The 17,188-nt window shown below is 65.2% G+C and carries 10 protein-coding genes; 5 read left to right on the top strand and 5 right to left on the bottom strand.

Annotated elements, in window-relative coordinates; genetic code table 11:
• Window positions 1–527: 527 nt before the first annotated feature.
• Window positions 528–941: a hypothetical protein gene (locus ACZ6TB_RS46155; protein ID WP_465567361.1), complete on the bottom strand. Its 414-nt coding sequence runs from the start codon at window positions 939–941 to the stop codon at window positions 528–530.
• Between the two features lie 868 nt (window positions 942–1,809).
• Here ACZ6TB_RS46155 and ACZ6TB_RS46150 point away from each other — a divergent pair.
• Window positions 1,810–2,358 (top strand): helix-turn-helix domain-containing protein, encoded by a 549-nt coding sequence (locus tag ACZ6TB_RS46150; RefSeq protein ID WP_465567358.1) that lies wholly within the window; start codon window positions 1,810–1,812, stop codon window positions 2,356–2,358.
• Here the strand turns inward: ACZ6TB_RS46150 and ACZ6TB_RS46145 are convergent.
• Window positions 2,342–5,302 (bottom strand): TIR domain-containing protein, encoded by a 2,961-nt coding sequence (locus ACZ6TB_RS46145; protein ID WP_465567355.1) that lies wholly within the window; start codon window positions 5,300–5,302, stop codon window positions 2,342–2,344. The two genes, ACZ6TB_RS46150 and ACZ6TB_RS46145, sit on opposite strands and share 17 nt — an antisense overlap.
• Window positions 5,303–5,847: 545 nt before the next feature.
• Here ACZ6TB_RS46145 and ACZ6TB_RS46140 point away from each other — a divergent pair.
• The 3 genes from ACZ6TB_RS46140 (at window position 5,848) to ACZ6TB_RS46130 (ending at window position 11,383) form a co-directional block, all read left to right on the top strand.
• Complete coding sequence (locus ACZ6TB_RS46140) at window positions 5,848–6,954, top strand: hypothetical protein (RefSeq protein WP_465567352.1); 1,107 nt, start codon at window positions 5,848–5,850, stop codon at window positions 6,952–6,954.
• Between the two features lie 231 nt (window positions 6,955–7,185).
• Window positions 7,186–10,215: a KAP family P-loop NTPase fold protein gene (locus tag ACZ6TB_RS46135; protein WP_465567349.1), complete on the top strand. Its 3,030-nt coding sequence runs from the start codon at window positions 7,186–7,188 to the stop codon at window positions 10,213–10,215.
• Between the two features lie 574 nt (window positions 10,216–10,789).
• The gene (locus tag ACZ6TB_RS46130; protein WP_465567346.1) at window positions 10,790–11,383 is read left to right on the top strand and encodes a hypothetical protein; all 594 of its coding nucleotides are present in this window, start codon (window positions 10,790–10,792) and stop codon (window positions 11,381–11,383) included.
• Here the strand turns inward: ACZ6TB_RS46130 and ACZ6TB_RS46125 are convergent.
• The 3 genes from ACZ6TB_RS46125 to ACZ6TB_RS46115 all read right to left on the bottom strand — a co-directional run bounded on the left by ACZ6TB_RS46125 (window position 11,348) and on the right by ACZ6TB_RS46115 (window position 15,116).
• Complete coding sequence (locus ACZ6TB_RS46125; RefSeq protein ID WP_465567343.1) at window positions 11,348–12,460, bottom strand: hypothetical protein; 1,113 nt, start codon at window positions 12,458–12,460, stop codon at window positions 11,348–11,350. The two genes, ACZ6TB_RS46130 and ACZ6TB_RS46125, sit on opposite strands and share 36 nt — an antisense overlap.
• A gap of 35 nt (window positions 12,461–12,495) precedes the next feature.
• Window positions 12,496–13,593 (bottom strand): ImmA/IrrE family metallo-endopeptidase, encoded by a 1,098-nt coding sequence (locus ACZ6TB_RS46120; RefSeq protein ID WP_465567340.1) that lies wholly within the window; start codon window positions 13,591–13,593, stop codon window positions 12,496–12,498.
• A gap of 500 nt (window positions 13,594–14,093) precedes the next feature.
• Entirely contained in the window at window positions 14,094–15,116 is a 1,023-nt protein-coding gene (locus ACZ6TB_RS46115; RefSeq protein ID WP_465567337.1) for a hypothetical protein, read from the bottom strand.
• Window positions 15,117–15,470: 354 nt separating this feature from the next.
• On the opposite strand from ACZ6TB_RS46115, the gene ACZ6TB_RS46110 reads away from it, so the two are divergent.
• Window positions 15,471–16,682 (top strand): tyrosine-type recombinase/integrase, encoded by a 1,212-nt coding sequence (locus ACZ6TB_RS46110; RefSeq protein ID WP_465567334.1) that lies wholly within the window; start codon window positions 15,471–15,473, stop codon window positions 16,680–16,682.
• The last annotated feature ends 506 nt before the right edge of the window (window positions 16,683–17,188 follow it).

Raw genomic sequence — 17,188 nt, 5'->3', positions numbered from 1 at the left:
GCCGACCGGTGGGCGGCTTCAGGCCGCCGGCGTCTGTCTGGGTCCTTGCGGCGGCGGCTCGAACAGAGTCCCGGCAAGGTGCAGATCGCCCGCGTGGTTGTCCTCTGGCCATGGCTTCATGATCCCGCTCCGTGGGCGGGCCGCGGAAGTGGTCCGCGGTGGTCTCCGGTGGTCCCGGGACAGTTGCCGTTGTGGCGGCTGAACGCCAGTCAGCGGTTGGCAATGCCTATGTCGGTGTAGGGGCGTGAAGCAGGTGGTGTGGCAGGAGGACGAGCTGGAGCGGCACCCGGAACGCGTCGGCTGCAGCGGGTGGTGTCGAGGCTCCCGGCGACGTCCGAATTTGCGATGAGAGCGCGCCTTCTCGGCGTCGTTGAATGACAAGCAGGTTTAGGTGGCCTCGGCATGCCGTCCGCCACGCCAGGCTGGCGTTCCGACCCGAGTGGTGTAGCTATCGCGTTTCTTAGAAATGCGATGCGGGTGTATTGAAATCCGGACTATGCGAATGCCGCTATCGTTGTGAGGGTAATTCAGTAGGCGGCGATAGCGAGGTGAAGGCCGGTCCACAATGCATGCAGACGGATGCGGTGCATGCGGGGGAACGTATCATAGTGAATTTGGCGGTGTTGGACAATATTTGCGTCGTCGGTGAGAAGTTTCATGTCTTTCAGGGTGGCGGTCAGAGCGCGGGCTTGGCTGAGGTGGTAGACGGCCCGTTCGTGATACTTCGCGGAAACGACGGCGCCGAACAGTCCGATCAAGATAATGAGTGCCCCGAGAGGCACGGTGGTCGCGGCAAATTTTTGCTGGATCATGAAACCACTTAATGCGGCGGTTATAACCATGACGAAGTTGGTCATGGTGGCGCGTTGGTTCTCGCACTGGCGCAGTTGCTGGCGGTGTTCGTTCCAGTAGGCCAGGACGAAGTCCGAGGCGTCACTCACCGCTCACCTCACACGGGCCTGTTGTGGGACGTCCTTGTCGGCAGCCATCGTCGTTCCGACAGTTGATCTATCAGGTGCGAGACGATCTTGGTCTGCAGATGGTTGGGCCAACTGCGGCCAGACCGCCCGCGTAGGGCCTGTGTCGAAACCCGGCACGGACTTCGTCCGGCCTGCCCGCAGTGCCCACAAGATACCGAGATTCTTGCGCCATTGTCAGCGCGCGAAAGTCGCGGCCGAGTGCGGCCAGGTCGATCGAGACAAGGCCTGGACTGCGACATGATCGCAGAACGTCGCGCCGGCCGACTGTTGTTCCTCTACGATGCATTCAGATTCCGGACGGCCTCTAGTGCAGCCCGGAGATGGCCCACGGCGTCATCAAGATCCCGGCTGGCGCGGTGGGCGGACCCGTGGGGTGCCGTGCGAGCCACACGGTCGACCATTTCGGGACCGTACCTGTTCAGGTCGTTTATGATCGCCGCGATCCTCTCGTGGATGCGAACACGTCCGCTCGGGCTTGACTCTGGCGCGTCTGTTGTGCCACCGCCGAAGGCCCGCGCAACGCGAAAGTCAGAGTGTGGTTGGGCCGGCCTGTGGCCTACGGACCGATCCGAGCCCTCGCCTCCCACCGTCATCATTCTCTGGCTCCCTTCGCCGATTGGCTTTACCTCACGTTAGGGCGTCCGCCGCGCGCCGGTCCATGACGCCATCCGGTCGGCAGACCCACGCCATTCCTCGGCTCAGTTGGTCAAACAGCGGCTGTCTCAGCGATGATCGGCGGGCACCAAATCCCGCTCGCCCGGAGGTACCGGCTCGCATGGTCTTACGGATTGCCGTCACGGACCCGTTGCCCGTCTTCCGGCGTGGAGTGATGGCGATCCTTCGAGACGCGGGCTTCGAGCCGGAGGCGCCGGATGACCCGGTGGCCTGGGTGCACGGCGGGCAGACTGCCGCACTGATCGTTACGCTGCTGTCGGACGCCGACTGGGACCTTTTGGAGGCGCTGCACCGCAGCACGACCGACACGGTGCTCGTCGTCCTGCTCGAACGAGTCACGATTGAGATGTCCGTCCGGGCGTTTCGCGCCGGTGCCGCTTGCATTCTGCCTCGCAGCACCAGCCCGGCGGGCCTGAGTGAGGCCTTTAGCGCGGCGCTGAACGGGCAGAGCATCGTCTCGCTCGACGTACTGCGGGCACTGATCAACACTGGAGCATCGGTGCCGCCCGATGACCGCCCGACTCTGCAGGAACGGGAGTGGCTCCGCGGCCTCGCCCGCGGCCTGACAGTCGGCCGCCTTGCCGCCGCATCCGGATATTCGGAGCGGATGATGTTCCGGCTGTTGCGCGAGCTCTACACCCGTATCGGCGCAGAAGGACGTGCGGATGCACTGGTCACGGCTCAGGCTAAGGGGTGGCTCTGACCTTGAGCAGCGCCCGCAGGCGGGGCAGCGCGTCGCGATCGTCCGCCACGAGCTCGCGGAACAGGCTGCGCCTGCGCGCTTGGACTCCTGGAAGATCGGCGATTTCGATGGCGGACCGGTACGTGGCGAAGGCCGTCTCCTCTTCTGCTATGGAATGCCGGATGAGGGCAAGTCCCGCTTGCTGCAGCGCCGCGAAGTCAAGGGCGTCGTAGAGTGCCGGTTCCGAATCGGGTGTCTCTCGCACGATTGAAAGCCCTCGCTGAAAGTCGTCTTCCGCTGGACGCCGCCGCCTCCGCCGCCACTCCACGATGGCACGCAACGCATATGCCCCCGCCCCCGGCATACCGTGGCTGGATCGCACTGCCAAGTCAGCGGCGGCGTGAGCGTTTGCGAGATCGCCGCGCCGCATGTGCAACAGAGCGAGTGTCGTACCGGTGATCCGCAGAAGGTCAGGATGGCTGGTTCCCGCAGCGACCCGGTGTGCCATTTGTGCCGCAATCATGGCGCTCGCATCATCGCCATCGAGCAGGAAGGCCCACGCTCGCAGGTCGTCGCACCTTCCGGCAAGGATGTCGGCGCCATGGGCACTTGCTTGGTCGCAGGCCTGTTCGGCCAGCGCGACGCTGGTGGCGTACTCGCCGCGTTCGAGCGCGATTTTGGCCTCGGAGAATAGAAGTCTTGCGACCAACCGGTCATTGTCAGCGTCGTCTACGCTGCTTGTGGGCGCGGTCGAGGAGCAGTCAGCAAGATCCTGGCGGGCCCGTGCGATGGATCGTACGGCGGCATTGAACTCGGCCAACTCGATCAGGCAGATTGATTCGTTGTAGCGGGCGTCGGCCCGGCTCCAGAGCTCGCGGCCGGATCCCGCAAGTTCGACCGCCTGCTGAAAAGTGTCGACCGCCGTGCCGACCAGGCCCTGGGCGAGGTACGCCGCCCCGAGCTGGTTAAGCAGAATTAGCTGCGTCTCATTGTCTTCGAGCTCCGCGTTCTGCCGGCCTGCTCGCTTGATGTGATCGATGGCCTCGTCCGGTCTTCCTAGCTGCATTAGTGCGCGGCCCAGGAGGCTCTCGATGAGAACTTGCGCATGGGTGTCGACCGGCATCGACGACAGGCGTCTTAATTGGACGACAAGTACACTAGTCTGCCCCCAACCCTTCAGATAGCGGTCGTTGATGTCCTTTATCACTTGCAGCGCGCGTTCACTGTCTCCGCAGTCCAGATAGAGCTCAATTGCGTCGAGGTAAGGCTCGAGATCGCCCACGTCGCGCAACCTGCCAATGGCTTCCACCTCGTGTGCGCAGCGATAGAAATAGCGGGCCGCCCGACGGCGCAGATTCGGCACCACCTCGGCGTCTGGCGTCAGAAATTCGGACCGTTCGGCGGCAGGCAGCGCGAAACGCTCCTCCTCCGAGGGTCCACCTTCTCGCCGAACGATTCGCCGGTCAGTAAGCCTGGTCAGAGCCTCACCGATGCGGTCGCGGCGTGCCTCGCCGGTGAGCGCCTCGACCGCCTCCTGCGGCACCGGGCGGCCATAGATCGCGAGCGCCTGGGCCACATCGCGCTCAACATCGTCGAGCGCAGCAGCGGAGATTTGGCCGAGCGTCCCTCCACTTACCATGGTGTCGAGGACAGCCTGCAGAGTTGCCGGTCCCCCTGCCGCCATACCGTGGACCCGCTCGGCGGGACGCGGCCAGTTCCGGGTAATCCCAGTGAACTGTCTCCACTGCTGCGACGACATCGGCAGCAGCCCGGCCCCGGTCGCCGACGCCAGACCCGATAGGAAATCCCGTAACCCATCCGAGGGTAGCCCGTCCAGCATCTTGACAGACACGACCACGGGCGACCGCGGTTGCCGCGTGCTGACGAGAAGGACCTGGACACCGTGCCGGTCCCGGCCGGACAGATCTTCGAGCAGCGCCAGCAGCGTCTCGTCGCGTAGCTTGCGGTCGTCGTCGAGCAGCTGTTCGAGGTCGTCTAGGATGATGAGCGCTCGGCGCCCTCCGAGGGCACCGAGGACTGCGTCGAGCTTTGCCAGCACGCTGAGATCACGATCATTCAGCCGTTCAAGCAATGCGGCCCGGATGTGGGCATCGGGGTGTGCCCCAGCCATTCCCTCTAGTACCGCGGCAGCATTTAGCGCGGGATAGCCACGGGCGGCTAGGTAGTCGATCGCGCACCCTTCGGCCTGTTCGCGAGCGAGTTTGACGGCCACCGCGGTCTTTCCGATACCGGGTTTGCCGACGAGAGCGGTGAGCACGGTGTCGGGCTGCTGGAGAGCCGCGGTCAGATCACGCAGCACCTTGTCGCGGCCCATCACGCGGAGAGGCACGAATCCAGGCAGGGGATGGACGATCCTCGGTTGCGTTGGGCCGCCACCGGCCGTGGCGTGCTCCCGCCACAACCCGTCATTCACCTGCTCGACAACTCCGCCGTCATTCGCTAACACAGGCCTCACGCCGGGAAAGCGCACCGCACCTGAAGCCGGCAGCCCGCCGCGCAAGCCGGGAAATACAGCCGTTGTTGGCCGTGGCCGGTCCTTGTCCACTGCGGCGAGCAGCTTCTTGCGCGCCGCTGTCTCGTCCGCACCTATCAAGTCCACGTATACCCGGGTGAGCAGCAGACCCGGCGGCTCACACGGCTCCACGCGAGCCGGAATCAACAAACCCTTCTCACCGGACGGATCCCGCGCAAACACCGCCCGCCACTCCGCCTCACCGAATTGCGACTTTCGGTACGCCGGCGACAACACCGCAATCGTCCGATCCGCCGACATGACCGCTTTCTGCATCTCGTGCAAGAAGTCCCGACCCGGACGAAAGTCCGCCGCCTGGTACCAGGTTGAGTACCCGGCGCCCTCAAGCTGCACCGCGATCCATTGAGCCCAGTCGCGGTCTTCACTCGCATGACTGATGAAGAAGTTCCAAACCACACGATCTACGCCCACCAGCTTCTCCTACGGCCGGAAGAATTCATCGTACAAATCACAGCCCGGTGCGCAACGTTGACTAAAGATCGACAAATGCAGGCCGGCGCCCGGACGACAAGATCGGGCTTCACAGAGCTACATGTAATAGGCATGATATAGCGTGGAAGATCAATACACTCTCATGGCGATCCGCTGGCTTCTGCCCGGCCAGCGGCAGAACGTAGCTGCGGTGGCGGGTGTGGTAGTTCATCTACGGACTCGCGAAAGGATCACTGATAGCCGGAGTGGCGCCGTCACTCGTTCGGTGTGCTGGAGGCGCCCGTTGACGGCGTTCGGCCACGAGCCAGTTCGACGGTGCTGTGAGTGCTGACGCATTGATGCGGCTGTTGGGTCGTCGCAGTACGTCGGGACCGGCGTGAGACCGAGGGCCGGCGGCGTCGCGCCGTTGGCTATCGTTGGCATCGCACTGCGTCCGGGACACGGACTGTTCGGACCGCGATGTGACACTGTCGGCCGCCAAGGGAACCAGTGCGCGAAGAGAGACGTGTGGCGGTGTTCATTTCGTGACCACGGTTCCGGACCTGATCGACCGGCCGGTCAGTTTCGCCTACAACTACCGCATGCGTTGCGGCTGCGGTGGCGTGGAGGATCTGAGCGCGGTCGACTACGAGGCCGAGATCAACGAGGCCCACATACCGTGTTCGCGCTGCGGAGGAAGTATCCACTTCGGTCGGGGCGTTGCCGCGTTGCGCGATCTTATGGATTCCGCGCTGAGGAACGAACAGCTCGGTCGCTTGGCCTGGTACCACACGAGTACGTCGCCGGACTGGCCGTCGCTGACCTACGAAGAGCAGGTGCGGGAACGGCTGCGCGACTTCGGCCGCGTCACCGACGAACAGATCGCCATGCTTTCGGATCTCGCACTGCACGTCGGCACGTACGAGGCTGCGATTGAGAACGTGCTGCGTCGGATGAAGTATCAGGACGATCGCGACTCCCGGTTCTTCCTATACCGGGTGGTACTCAACCTCGATCCAACCCGGGTCGAGACCGGCTACCGGGACGAGAACGAGCAGCGCGCGGCACGTTTGTCCAATGCCGAGCGTCGCGACGAGGGCTTGCAAGCGGTCCGCTACCTCAACGTCTACGAGTCGCCAGGGTCGTTGTCGTTGGCGGTGACCGCGGACGCGATCGCCGCGGTGCAGATGGTGGACCTCGACGGACACGGTCTGGTGCCCGATCACGATGCTGAGCTGACCGAGCGGCTCGACAGCTTCCAACGCGATCTCGATGCGGACCGGCTGCGGCTCCTGCCTCCACCCCAGGAACCGATCTCGGCCCTGGAACAGCTGCAGCGTCGCGCCGCGGCCCGACGCGGACAGGCCGTCAAACCTGGCCGGCCAACCGGACCGGAGTTCTACAGGCTATGGGAATCGATCGACTCGATCCTGGCCGAGCGCTATCTCATGGGGGTCAACGCCATCGTGACTAGGGAGTTCCGCGACGCCGTCCGGCCACGGCGACGAGATGACGACGGTGCCGTGCGCGCGTACGCCGACTTCTACGCCACCCGCGCGTTCGCGCTGACGCATCCGTCTGCACTGATCGCCGGCCTGGCATCGCGGCCCGCGATAGCCCCCCGTTCGCGACCAGCTGAGATCGACAGCTGAGGTCGCCCGGTCGCGGATCCTTGTATTAACCCGCACCACGCGGCCAGCTCCGCGGGACGGCCGCCGGGGGTTTCGGCGCTGAGCCTGGGCCAAGCCGAACCCTGCAGCGGTACGCCGATGGCTGAGTGTCGCGCGGCAGGGTGAACGTCCAAGTGATCCTGCGTCAGGTGCGTCGTGGGAGCGTCGGCTCGCTACGCTGGTCGCGGCTTTGGAGGTAGCTTACCTATGGCAGTGTCCAGCCTGGCCGACGGCAGCTGGTGGGTCGACGACCCGATCGACGAACAGAGCGAGGACCTGTTCGGGCGCGGCCCTTTCGTGGCACGCGCGGTCACTTTGCTCGAGCAGATCGGCTCCCGGCCGAGCAGCACGGTGGTCGGTCTGGTCGGCCCGTGGGGCAGCGGCAAGACGAGCACGATCCAGATGATGGTGGCGGGCCTCAAACCCGACTCGTGGGGCGTCGCCTGGATCAACCCATGGGCGTTGTCCGGCCCTGACGCGGTGGTCACCGAATTGCTCGCCGCGATCCGCAGCGCGGTCCCAGAGAAGAGCCGCGCCGGCGCCCGGGTCCGGAGTCAGCTTTCTAAGTACGGAGCTTTGGCCGCGCCAGCGTTGAATGTGGTGCCGTTGGTGGGCGGGGCCATGTCGGAGGTGGCGAAGGAAGCCCTGCAGCGGTTCACCGACCAGGGCACGCTCGAGGACCAGGCCGTCCAGGTCCGAGAGGCGCTGCTTGAGCTGGCTCGCCCGACGCTGATCGTCATCGACGATGTCGACCGGCTGCAGCCCGACCAACTCCTGGCAGTGTTCCGGGCGGTGCGGGTTTTGGGCCGACTGCCGCATGTGCACTACGTCCTCGCGTACGACCAGCAGACCGTCCTCGAGGTGCTGTCCACGACCCCGATCGCCGACAAGCACGGCGCCCGGGCGGTCGCATTCCTGGAGAAGATCGTCACGCTGCGCCTCGAGCAGCCGCCTGTCCGGCTGGAGCACGCCGAATCGCTGTTCAACACCGGCTGCGCCGGTGCGTTGAGCCGGGCGTCCGCGACCCTGAGCGAGGACGCGCAGCGCCGGATGGTCGAGGAACGCGAGTCGCTCCTGCTGCCGGTCCTAACCGAGCCGCGCGGCATCGCCCGGCTGCTCGCTCAGGTCGACATCTACCTGCCGCTGGTCGACGCAGCCGAGGTCGACGTCGTCGACTTCATCACCCTCACCTTCCTGCGGATCACCTATCCACGCCTGTATCAGACCATCGCCATGCACCGTGGCGCGCTCGTCGATAACAGCGAGGTCGATGATCTCCGCGCCGAGTTCGATGAGGACGCGCTGGCCAAACTTGACGTGCCGGCGCCGCACACCGGCCGGGTAGCCGCCGCCTTGCAACGGCTCTTTCCGCTGCTGGCCGCTGACACGATCAGAGCGATGCTGACTCAGCACCGGCGGAGCGGGCAACAACGGATCAGCGACCCCGACTACACCGAGCGGTACTTCGCCCTGACCTCGATCATCGGGGAGATCAGCGACGGTGCGATCGGCCGGGCGATTCGGGAACTGGCCGAGGGACGCCGCGGCACGGCGACCACGGAACTAACCGCGGCTCTACGACCGGACCTCACCGACGCCCACGCGTGCGCCCGAGCGGCACGGTCCCTGCGCCGGGCCGCATCGCTGTCCGCGGACTTGTCCAGCAGCGAGGCCGCTGCGGTCATCCCGTACGTGTTCGAACAGTTCAGTCATCTCCGCGTTCCTGCGGCCGGAGGCTTCGGGCCCGATGAGGAAGCCACCGTCTGGCTCGCGGCGCTGCTGCAACGAGCCGATAGGGCGCCGCTGCCGGACACCGGGCCTAGTGAATCCGGTCAGTTGCAGTATCTGTTGAATGCGATCCGGCTGGCCGTTCCCGAGCCAAGAGACGTCACCATTGCGCGCCTGGCCGCTCAGACCGCTGGCTCGTCGTGGATCGCGGATATGGTGAGAGCCGCGTACGAGGCGGCGTGGACGAGGGTCGTGCAGAATACGGGGCTCGGAGATGCTGCCCCGATCGAGCCGGTTGGCCTGTACGTCTCTCGGCTGGAGTCGGCTTTCGGTGACGCCGAGATCGACCGGCGGATCACCGCCGCTGTCAACAACGGCCTGCCGATCGCGGAGTTCGCGGCCCGCCTCGTCGAAACCGAGACCGTCTACGGATCCGCCGGCCACCAGACCCGTATCGGCGGGTTCGATACGGCGGCCTTCTTACGCCGCGTTGGACGTCAGCGCGTCGCCGCCGGGAGGTCGCAGCTGGGTGAGGCCGCGGAAGGCACCCGGCCGGGTGCTATCGACCGGGCCGACGTGTCGTGGGCGAATCGGCGTCGGTTCGCTGCCGGCTGCCTCGTCGAGGCGCTTTTCGCGGGCACCACGGAACCGGGGATGCTGTTGCCGAGCCCGGCTGAGGAATCGCTGCACCCCTTCGCGAATCGCCGCGTACTGGTGGACGGTGGTGGCGAACCGATCGACCTGACGCTGCACGTCTCCGTCTTGATACCCGCGTCGAACGAAATTCCTGCTCGGGTCAACAACGGATGGGGCCCTGCCCCGGACGCACGGGAAAAGTTCCTTCTCGCCGCAATGCAAGGTTCGCCGATCAGCTCCTGGCTTCGTAATCGTCTCGACGAATGGGGTGTCGCCGCCGAGCCCTGGGTCATCAGCGAGGTTGACGGCCGGTACTACACCGTTGCGCGTTCCGACGCCCCGGCCGCCGCGCCTGATGCCTATTCTCCTCAAGCATCGCCTGTCAGGCTCGGCGTCGAACTGCTTACCGGACAGGCTGCAGGAAGCCCGAATCCGCAGTCACTGCTGATGACGATCGGTATCGGGTTCCACCTGGCCGAACTCGCAGAACATGGTCCGACCACACCGGCGGAGACCCCAGTGGCTTCCGCCTCCGCCGGGCTCACTCTGCAGGGCTTGTTCGAACTCATTGATGCGCTCGTTCAATGCACGCAGACCGCGAAGGAGTTGTGGACGAGGTTCGACGACCAAACGCCCCTACCTGATACCGCACTCCTGCGATTGTCGCTGACAACACCCAAAGGGCTCGCGGAGGTCGTCGACCTCAGCGCCTACCAACGGCGCGGCGCCGCGAATCGCAGCGAACGCACCAAGGTCTACCGCTACCGATCCGGATCCAGCGACTACGCGGCGGCGACGTTGCGGGACTGGCTGAGCGAAGACGGGTACCGGCAGCATGAGCAGGCGATCCTGGACATGTGGGACTCGGCACCCCAATGATTTCCCGGACCTGTTACACCCGGAGGACCACCTCGAAGACGCGGTCGGCGGAAGCGCCGCCCTGCTCGCCGGCGCATCGCCGTCTTACTCTTGAAGGCCGAGTATCAACGCCGCCCGAATCTTGACCATCGTGTTCCGGGCGGGTTCTGGGAAGCACGTGTTCGGTTTCAGCCGGAGCCGACAGACGTGCCGTCATCCTGATCGAGGGAAATCGATGGCACGGAAGCTCCGGAATCCCGAACTCATCGACTCCGTCTCCATACCTGGCGACCGTGCGCGCGCACGTCACGCCGGCCGTCGCGCCCGGCCCGATCCGATCGCTGCGATGATCGCCGACGAAGGTGGTGTATCGCTCTGCCACCGACGGCTGATGCAGTCCACTGAACGAGGGAACTGTGCTGTGTTACCGACTCTCCACCAACAGCCGTACATCTGTTCTATAGGCTGTTGAGCAGCCAGCTTGACGGGTCGTCACCTTCGTTGTTGCGAAGAGTGACCGCGTGGGTACGGGTTCGGTAGTGCGGTGAGGTGCTCGATGCGCGACCATCGGGTCATGATCGTGGGGGGACAATAGATGGCCAGCCGTCACGATACGGTCGCGGCCCCACCTGGCCAGCTGTCGTTGCCGGACCTGGCGATCGATGCTTTGGGGTGGCAGGGGTTTCTCGTTGCTCGAGTGGCGCTGCTCGGCACTGTCACGTCGATGGTGGTCAAATTCGACCGTGATGCGCACATAGCCCGGCAAGAAGGCGGTACGGCGCAGCCTATGGTCGATGCCGACACGTTGGCTATGTGGGAGTGGCCGCAGGCTGATGGGACCTTTCCGCGTAGTGTGATCTCGGTTGTTGGCGTGCTGGCTCACGAGGCGCAGTCAGTCAAAACGTTGGTCGGAACCGCTCGCAAGTGGCGCGGCTTCTCCGCTAGCGCGGTTCTGGTCCCGAGCGGGCGCCGACTTTCGAAGCAACAGCAGCTCGAATGTGCATACTCCGGTATCGCGGTCGTGGCTGGGACCGGGCAGCGTGTCGAGGTACTCCAGCAGGGATGTCCAGGACGGCTTGCCACTGCCCGGCGCACCGTGGCTGACAGGTGGGTCGAGGAGCAACTCTACGGAACGCTGCTGAGGCGTGCAGAGTCACCGGACGCGATGCTTCCGGCTCAGCTGGGCTAGCGCTTCCTGCCAGCGGCGAAGCGCTGCCGGCGGGTCGAATCTGTCGGTGGTCTCTTCTATTTCCATGTGCCTGACCTGAGCTTGTTGGCAGTGGGCTTGCCAGCTGGCCAGGCGTTGGGCGCGAGTGGACCCGGGTGTCAGAAGCTTGGCGCGCAGCTCGAGCACAGCGGTGACGGAATGGATGAACGCGAGTTCCTCCTGACGTTCTTCGGGGTGCAAGGCAAGCTGGCTGATCGGTACGCGCAAGCAGGCGTCACAGTGGCACTGCCAGAGAACGTCGTCCGGATCGGCTTTCGCCGCGAAGAGGATTTTCGCCAGGTTGATGTAGGCCATGCACTCTCGGATGACCGCTGCGATCATCGGTGACTCGGTGCTGCCGCCCCCGCCTCCTCCGTCCTTCGGGGCTGGGTAGAGGTGTCGTAGGGACGTAGTGGTACCGACTGCCGCCGCGAGTGCGCCGGCGCATAGTGATCCCACCGCTGAGATGTCGCACCGCAACAGCAATACGGGTGGTCCAGCCTCGATGATGCGCATGAGGCTGGCGGCGACGCCGACGAGCCCGAACGGGTCGTCCTTATGTTCCAGGACGAGGGCGACTGGAAGGCTGGCGGTAGCGATCTGGTCGGCCAGGTTGGTGGTGGCTCCGGGGTTTCTGAGCCATGAGAGGTGCAGCGGTAGCAGTGCGATCGCGTCACCGAGGGCTGCGGTGCGCTCCAGGATGCTTCCGATTCCAGTGTCGTCGCCTTCGGCGACGTACCCGGAGTCTGTCAGCACCGGCAACCCCAATTCGCGCTGTCGGCTGATCCATCCCTGATCGAATTCCGCTGCTGCTGTTAGCCGATTCTTACCCGCGTATCGTTCGGCATCCAGAAGTATTGGCCGTTGGAAGCCGAGCCGGTTCCGTAGATGGCTGGCAGCGCGGAAGGCCTGTATCTGCCCGGCGTGGCCTCGGTGACCCGCCGCGGTAATGACCAGGCCGCAGCCGTCGGTATTGGCCGTGACCGCCGCTGATAATGCCTGCTCGCTCCTGCATTGGATCAGCAGCGTCTCCTGGAGCTGCGCCGCATACGTGGGCACTCGTCGCTTGCTGGCCTCCGGGAGGTCTGGGGGCATCACTTCACAGCCTCCGCCCCGCAGCGGCCACGGGCGGCACGATGGCTCATATAGTGGTACTCGAATGGCTGCGGAAGCATGAGGGCCACAGCGGCGACCTTCTCTACTGAGCGGTGCAGTGTGTCGAGGTGAAGGTCAACTACGCTGTTGATCAACTGGGGGTTCTCCTCCGGGAGGACGCCGGGCTCTACTAGACGCCAACCAAGCGTGTTGAGTCTCATGCGTAGCGCCCGATGCGTATCGGAATCGATGGTGCCTACACGCTTAGCGGTCTCAAGCAGTGCGGCGATCGAGATACCCCAATGCAATTTGAGGCCGATCAGCGGCCGGAAGTCTCGGGGTGTCAGGCCGGCTAGAAACGGCCGTATCGAGGCGGCCGGGGCAATGATCTCGCGAGCGAAGTCGTTGGCCTCCTGCTCGACATCGTCCTCGCCGGTTGATACCTGCCAACCGTGGAGTACCAGATGGCCGGCTTCGTGGGCGACGCTGAAGCGCTGCCGGTCGGGGGACAATGCCGTGTTGACCACGATGATCGGGCTGCGGCCGGGTACGCGAAGGCTGACCGCGTCCTGTGCATCGGTGCCAAGGTCGCGCCGGACGATCACGACGCCGAAGCTTTCGACGAGCCTGATCATGTCAACGACTGGTTCCCCGTCCTTGATGCCAGCCTGTGAGCGGAACAGTTGAGCAGCCTGCTCGGGGCTGTGGTTCTCAATGGGCAGTTCTGGCAGGTCGAAGGCGAGCCGGCGAGGGACCTCTTCCAGCAGCCGGGTAGCTGACAGGCTGGCCAACTGGGTCAGGCCTTCAATGCGCCGTGCACTTCCGGCAGCCAGTCGGCTGCGTCGACGTCGGTGGTGCACACACGAAACGCCGCCGCCCAGGTGTGGATCCCGCAACGCGAGCAGATCGGCCGGCACCTCCAGGGCCGATGCAACTGCGATCAGAGCCTCGCCCTCTATCTCGGCCTGTCCGCTCTCGACCTTGGAAAGGAAGCCCTGGGACAGGCCGGCCTCCTTGGCCAGCCTGGCCTGGGTCCAGCCTCCACCCTTTGCCTGACGTACAACTGCCAGTGCCGCTCCGCTGCCTCGCACAGTCACCTCTGCACTGTCTAGGATTTCCTGACGCACAGTAACACAGCAAGCCCAAAATATTCCGAGATCATTTTTGCAACATTCCGATCGGGACTTGAGCCCCGAGGGAGCGCCGCGGACAGCACTACGGGTGTAACGGCAGGTCTCCCCAAATTCCGGGCGTCCCGGAATGCCCTGCCTGCAGGCGGCCGGCAGAGCCGGTACGAGTGCACGACCTGACGGGCGCCATGCGGCAGCGAGGCCGGAGTGATGCGCGATAGGAGATGGCGTCACCTGACGCTGTTGCCGTTCGAGTCCACTGCGGGATCTGTCGCGAGCGGCAAGCAGGTTAAGGAGCGTCTTTGAGGACGCCGCGGAGCGAGTTCGTTCGGTCGTCGTCAACGACCTGCGCGCTACCTGAAAGTAGCTCGTCACTACGCCAGGTGAACGGTCCGGGCGATGCCATTCGTTCCGCCGCACGTCGCCGTAGGTGTGGTCGGCGTGTCGCGGTCCGCGGCAAAGGCGCTTTACCCGTGGCGGAGGGGTTCAGGCGGTCGTCTGTCGAACGGTTTGCCGAGGGCGATGCGCCGGAAGGCGTCGATCTCGCGAATGTGGGCGTCGTGGACGTATGGCACCTGGGCTGTCTCGGAGGCGTGCAGGCAGGCCGGGTGACCGACTTCGTGTAGTGGGTGTCCGGCCGGCGGGGCGGGGCTGAGCGGGTCCCAGCCGATCAGTGCGCAGACTTCTTCAGCGGTGCGGCGGGCGTAGGGGCGGGCGACCGCCCAGAGTGGTTCGGCGTACATGGCCCGCAGACTCCACAGGTCGCTGCGGTCGGGGGCCTTTGGCGCGGGTGTGCCGGGTAGTTCGGTGGTGGCGAGTCTGTCGAGCCGGTTGCGCAGGGTTTCTCGGCGGCCGGCGATCGGAGCGTTGTCGGCGAGAGCGTTTTCGGCCAGGCTGGTCGCGGCGCCGTTGTCGTCCGGGACGCCTAGGCCAGCGGCGTTGACCGCGTCGGTGGCGTGGTCGTCGAAGTCGCGCCAGAACTCGAAGGAGCCGACGCCGCAGGGCCACCAGTGGAGGTAGCTGTCTTTGTCGGCGATCGGCGTGCGCTCGGTGAACAGGGCGGCGATCTGCGGGAATCCGGTGGAGGTGTACCAGTCGGCGAGTTCGACGCGGCCGAGCCAGTCGGTCAGTCGCCACCAGGTGTCGCGTTTGACGCGGGAGCTCGCGGCGGGCACGGCCAGCTGCAGCACGATCGGTCGGAGCTCGTCGGCGACCGCGTCGTACAGGTCGATGCCCCAGGCCTCGAGGACGGGGGAGTGGTGGAGGTCGTCGGCGTGCAGTCCGACCGGAAGGCTGAGTGCTTCGGCGTACGCGGCGGTGAAGGGGTGCGCGTCCTGAGTGCCCTGGTCGGAGTCGTCGAGCACGACTAGGCGGCCGGTGAGGGTGCGGTGGATCGGGACGTTGAGTTTGCCGGACTTCGCCCAGTTGTAGGCGGTGCGTCGGGGGATGCCGTTGCGGTCGGCCCATTGGGACAGCGGGATCGGCGTCATGGTCCGACGATGGCACAGATAGCACAGTGCCATCCAAGATGGCTGTGCCATTTGTGCCAACCAAGTGAACCGGCATAACGGCCATAGCAGGGCATCGCTGTCAGTGAAGTGGAGCCGGTCGGGCCTCATTGCCGGCCGAGCAGGGGCGATGCCGACCGCGTCGAACCCGGGTAAGTCTTTCGTTTGGGCCGAGACCTGTACCGCCGATCCTCGAGTGCCCCTGTCCGCCCGCGCTCCGACGCTTCCTGATCGAGTGATATCGACGGTTGCGGGTTGCCTCTCCCCGGCTGGCTCGTTGGTCAAGGTGAAGGTTCCTCTTATCTTGGAGCCATGACAGGAGCGGAGGTGCGGACGATGTCCGATACCGATGCGATCGTTGAAGATCCGGTGACAGGGTTGTACGGGTTCCGGTTGGAGATGGGCCGCGACCACGGTGGGACCCGGATGCAGGCGCGGCGGGCCGGCTTCGCCACGGTGAAGGCGGCGCAGACCGAGTACGGCCGGTTGTGCCGGCAGCGGGACGCGCTTCATCCGAGACCGCGGCCCAGTGACAGCGTGCAGAGCATCTGCGAGGGCTGGGTGCTGGCCCGGGAGCAGGAGCTCGAGCCCAACACGGTGTATCAGTACCGGTGGTTGTTTGGCCTGATCTACCCGTATGTGGGCAACGTGCGGGCTTCCCGACTCAGCGCCCGGATGGTCGAGCGTGCCTATCGCGAGCTGGAAGGCTGCGGCTACTCCCGCACCACCCTGCGAACCTTGAATCTGGTGCTGGCGAAGGCGTTCGTCGAGCAGACCGGCCGGAGCCTCGGGGTGCGCAAGCCGCGCGAAAGCGACGACGAGCGGCCGGTGTGGTCGCTCACCGAAGCGCGACGCTTCGGCGACTATGTCGCTGAGGACCGCCTGTACCCGATGTGGCGGTTGCTGTTGGTGTCCGGCCTGCGGCGCGGGGAGCTGTGTGGTTTGCGGTGCGGTGACCTGGAACCGATCCAGGGCACGCTAACGGTGCGCCGGCAACTGGTGGTCGAGGCTCCCGGGAGCCGGCTCCGGGTGAAACCGCCGAAGTCGCACAACGGGGCGCGCACGCTGGTGCTCGACCCGGTGACCCTCGATCTGCTGACGGCGGCCGCGGCAGGGCCGCTGTCGCGGTACTTGTTCGCCGGGCGTACGGGCCGGCCGATGCGGCCGGACAATCTCACGGACCGGTTCAACCAGCTGGCCGTGGCGGCGAACGTGCGGCCGATCGGCCCGCATCAGATTCGGCATTTGACCGCGTCGAGTCTGCTCGACGCGGGTTACGGCGTGCACGAGGTCGCGGAACGGCTCGGCCATGACCCGGCCACGCTGATGCGCTACTACACCCGGGTCAACGCGGCCAGGCGCCTGCAGGCCACGGACCGGATCGCGGAATTGATGACGTTGCCCGAAGGTCAGGCAGGCTCGCGGCGGAACCGGCCGGGCGAGACATCGCCAGCCGTCGTCCCTGAGGTCCGTAGGGTTTGCCAAGCCACGCGTACCCGGAGGTATGGAAAGCGGCTATCAGGGTCCAAGCGATCGCCGATGCGATAAAGATGCCAGCTTGCGCTTCAGCAAAGAAGCAGCAGAGAATGGTCGACTATTTGTTGAACACTCGGCGAGAATTGGCAGAATAGGGTTGAACCAGACCGGCAGGTGCGTAGGTGCGAGTCAAGGGATCGCTTCGATTTCGGGTTAGCACGCCGCTCGTTATCCCGAATTGGCCGCCGCGGCGTCGCTGGAACCCACGTAAGACGCTCGAGAGAACTCTTCTGAGGAAACCCGCGCGACGAAACCGCAGGTAGGATGGTTGCGATGGGATCGGCGGGAGGTGATTGGTAGCGACACCTTTACTCGGCCTGATATGATTTCCAGTGACCTGGGAAACGTCACTGAGCACGTCGCTGGGCCTACCACTTGCTGGGGGTCAAGGGGTCGCAGGTTCGAATCCTGCCGGGCGCGCGATGTGATGTCTCGAGACATCGGAAACCCCTGAACCTGCGGTCGCGGGTTCAGGGGTTTGTTGTTTTCGGGGCTGGTCCGGGTGGTTTGTTGAGGCG

Source organism: Actinoplanes sp. NPDC051537 (genome assembly GCF_055586105.1).
Note: the sequence above shows the minus strand (reverse complement) of the source record. Positions and strands in the feature narration are given on the sequence as shown.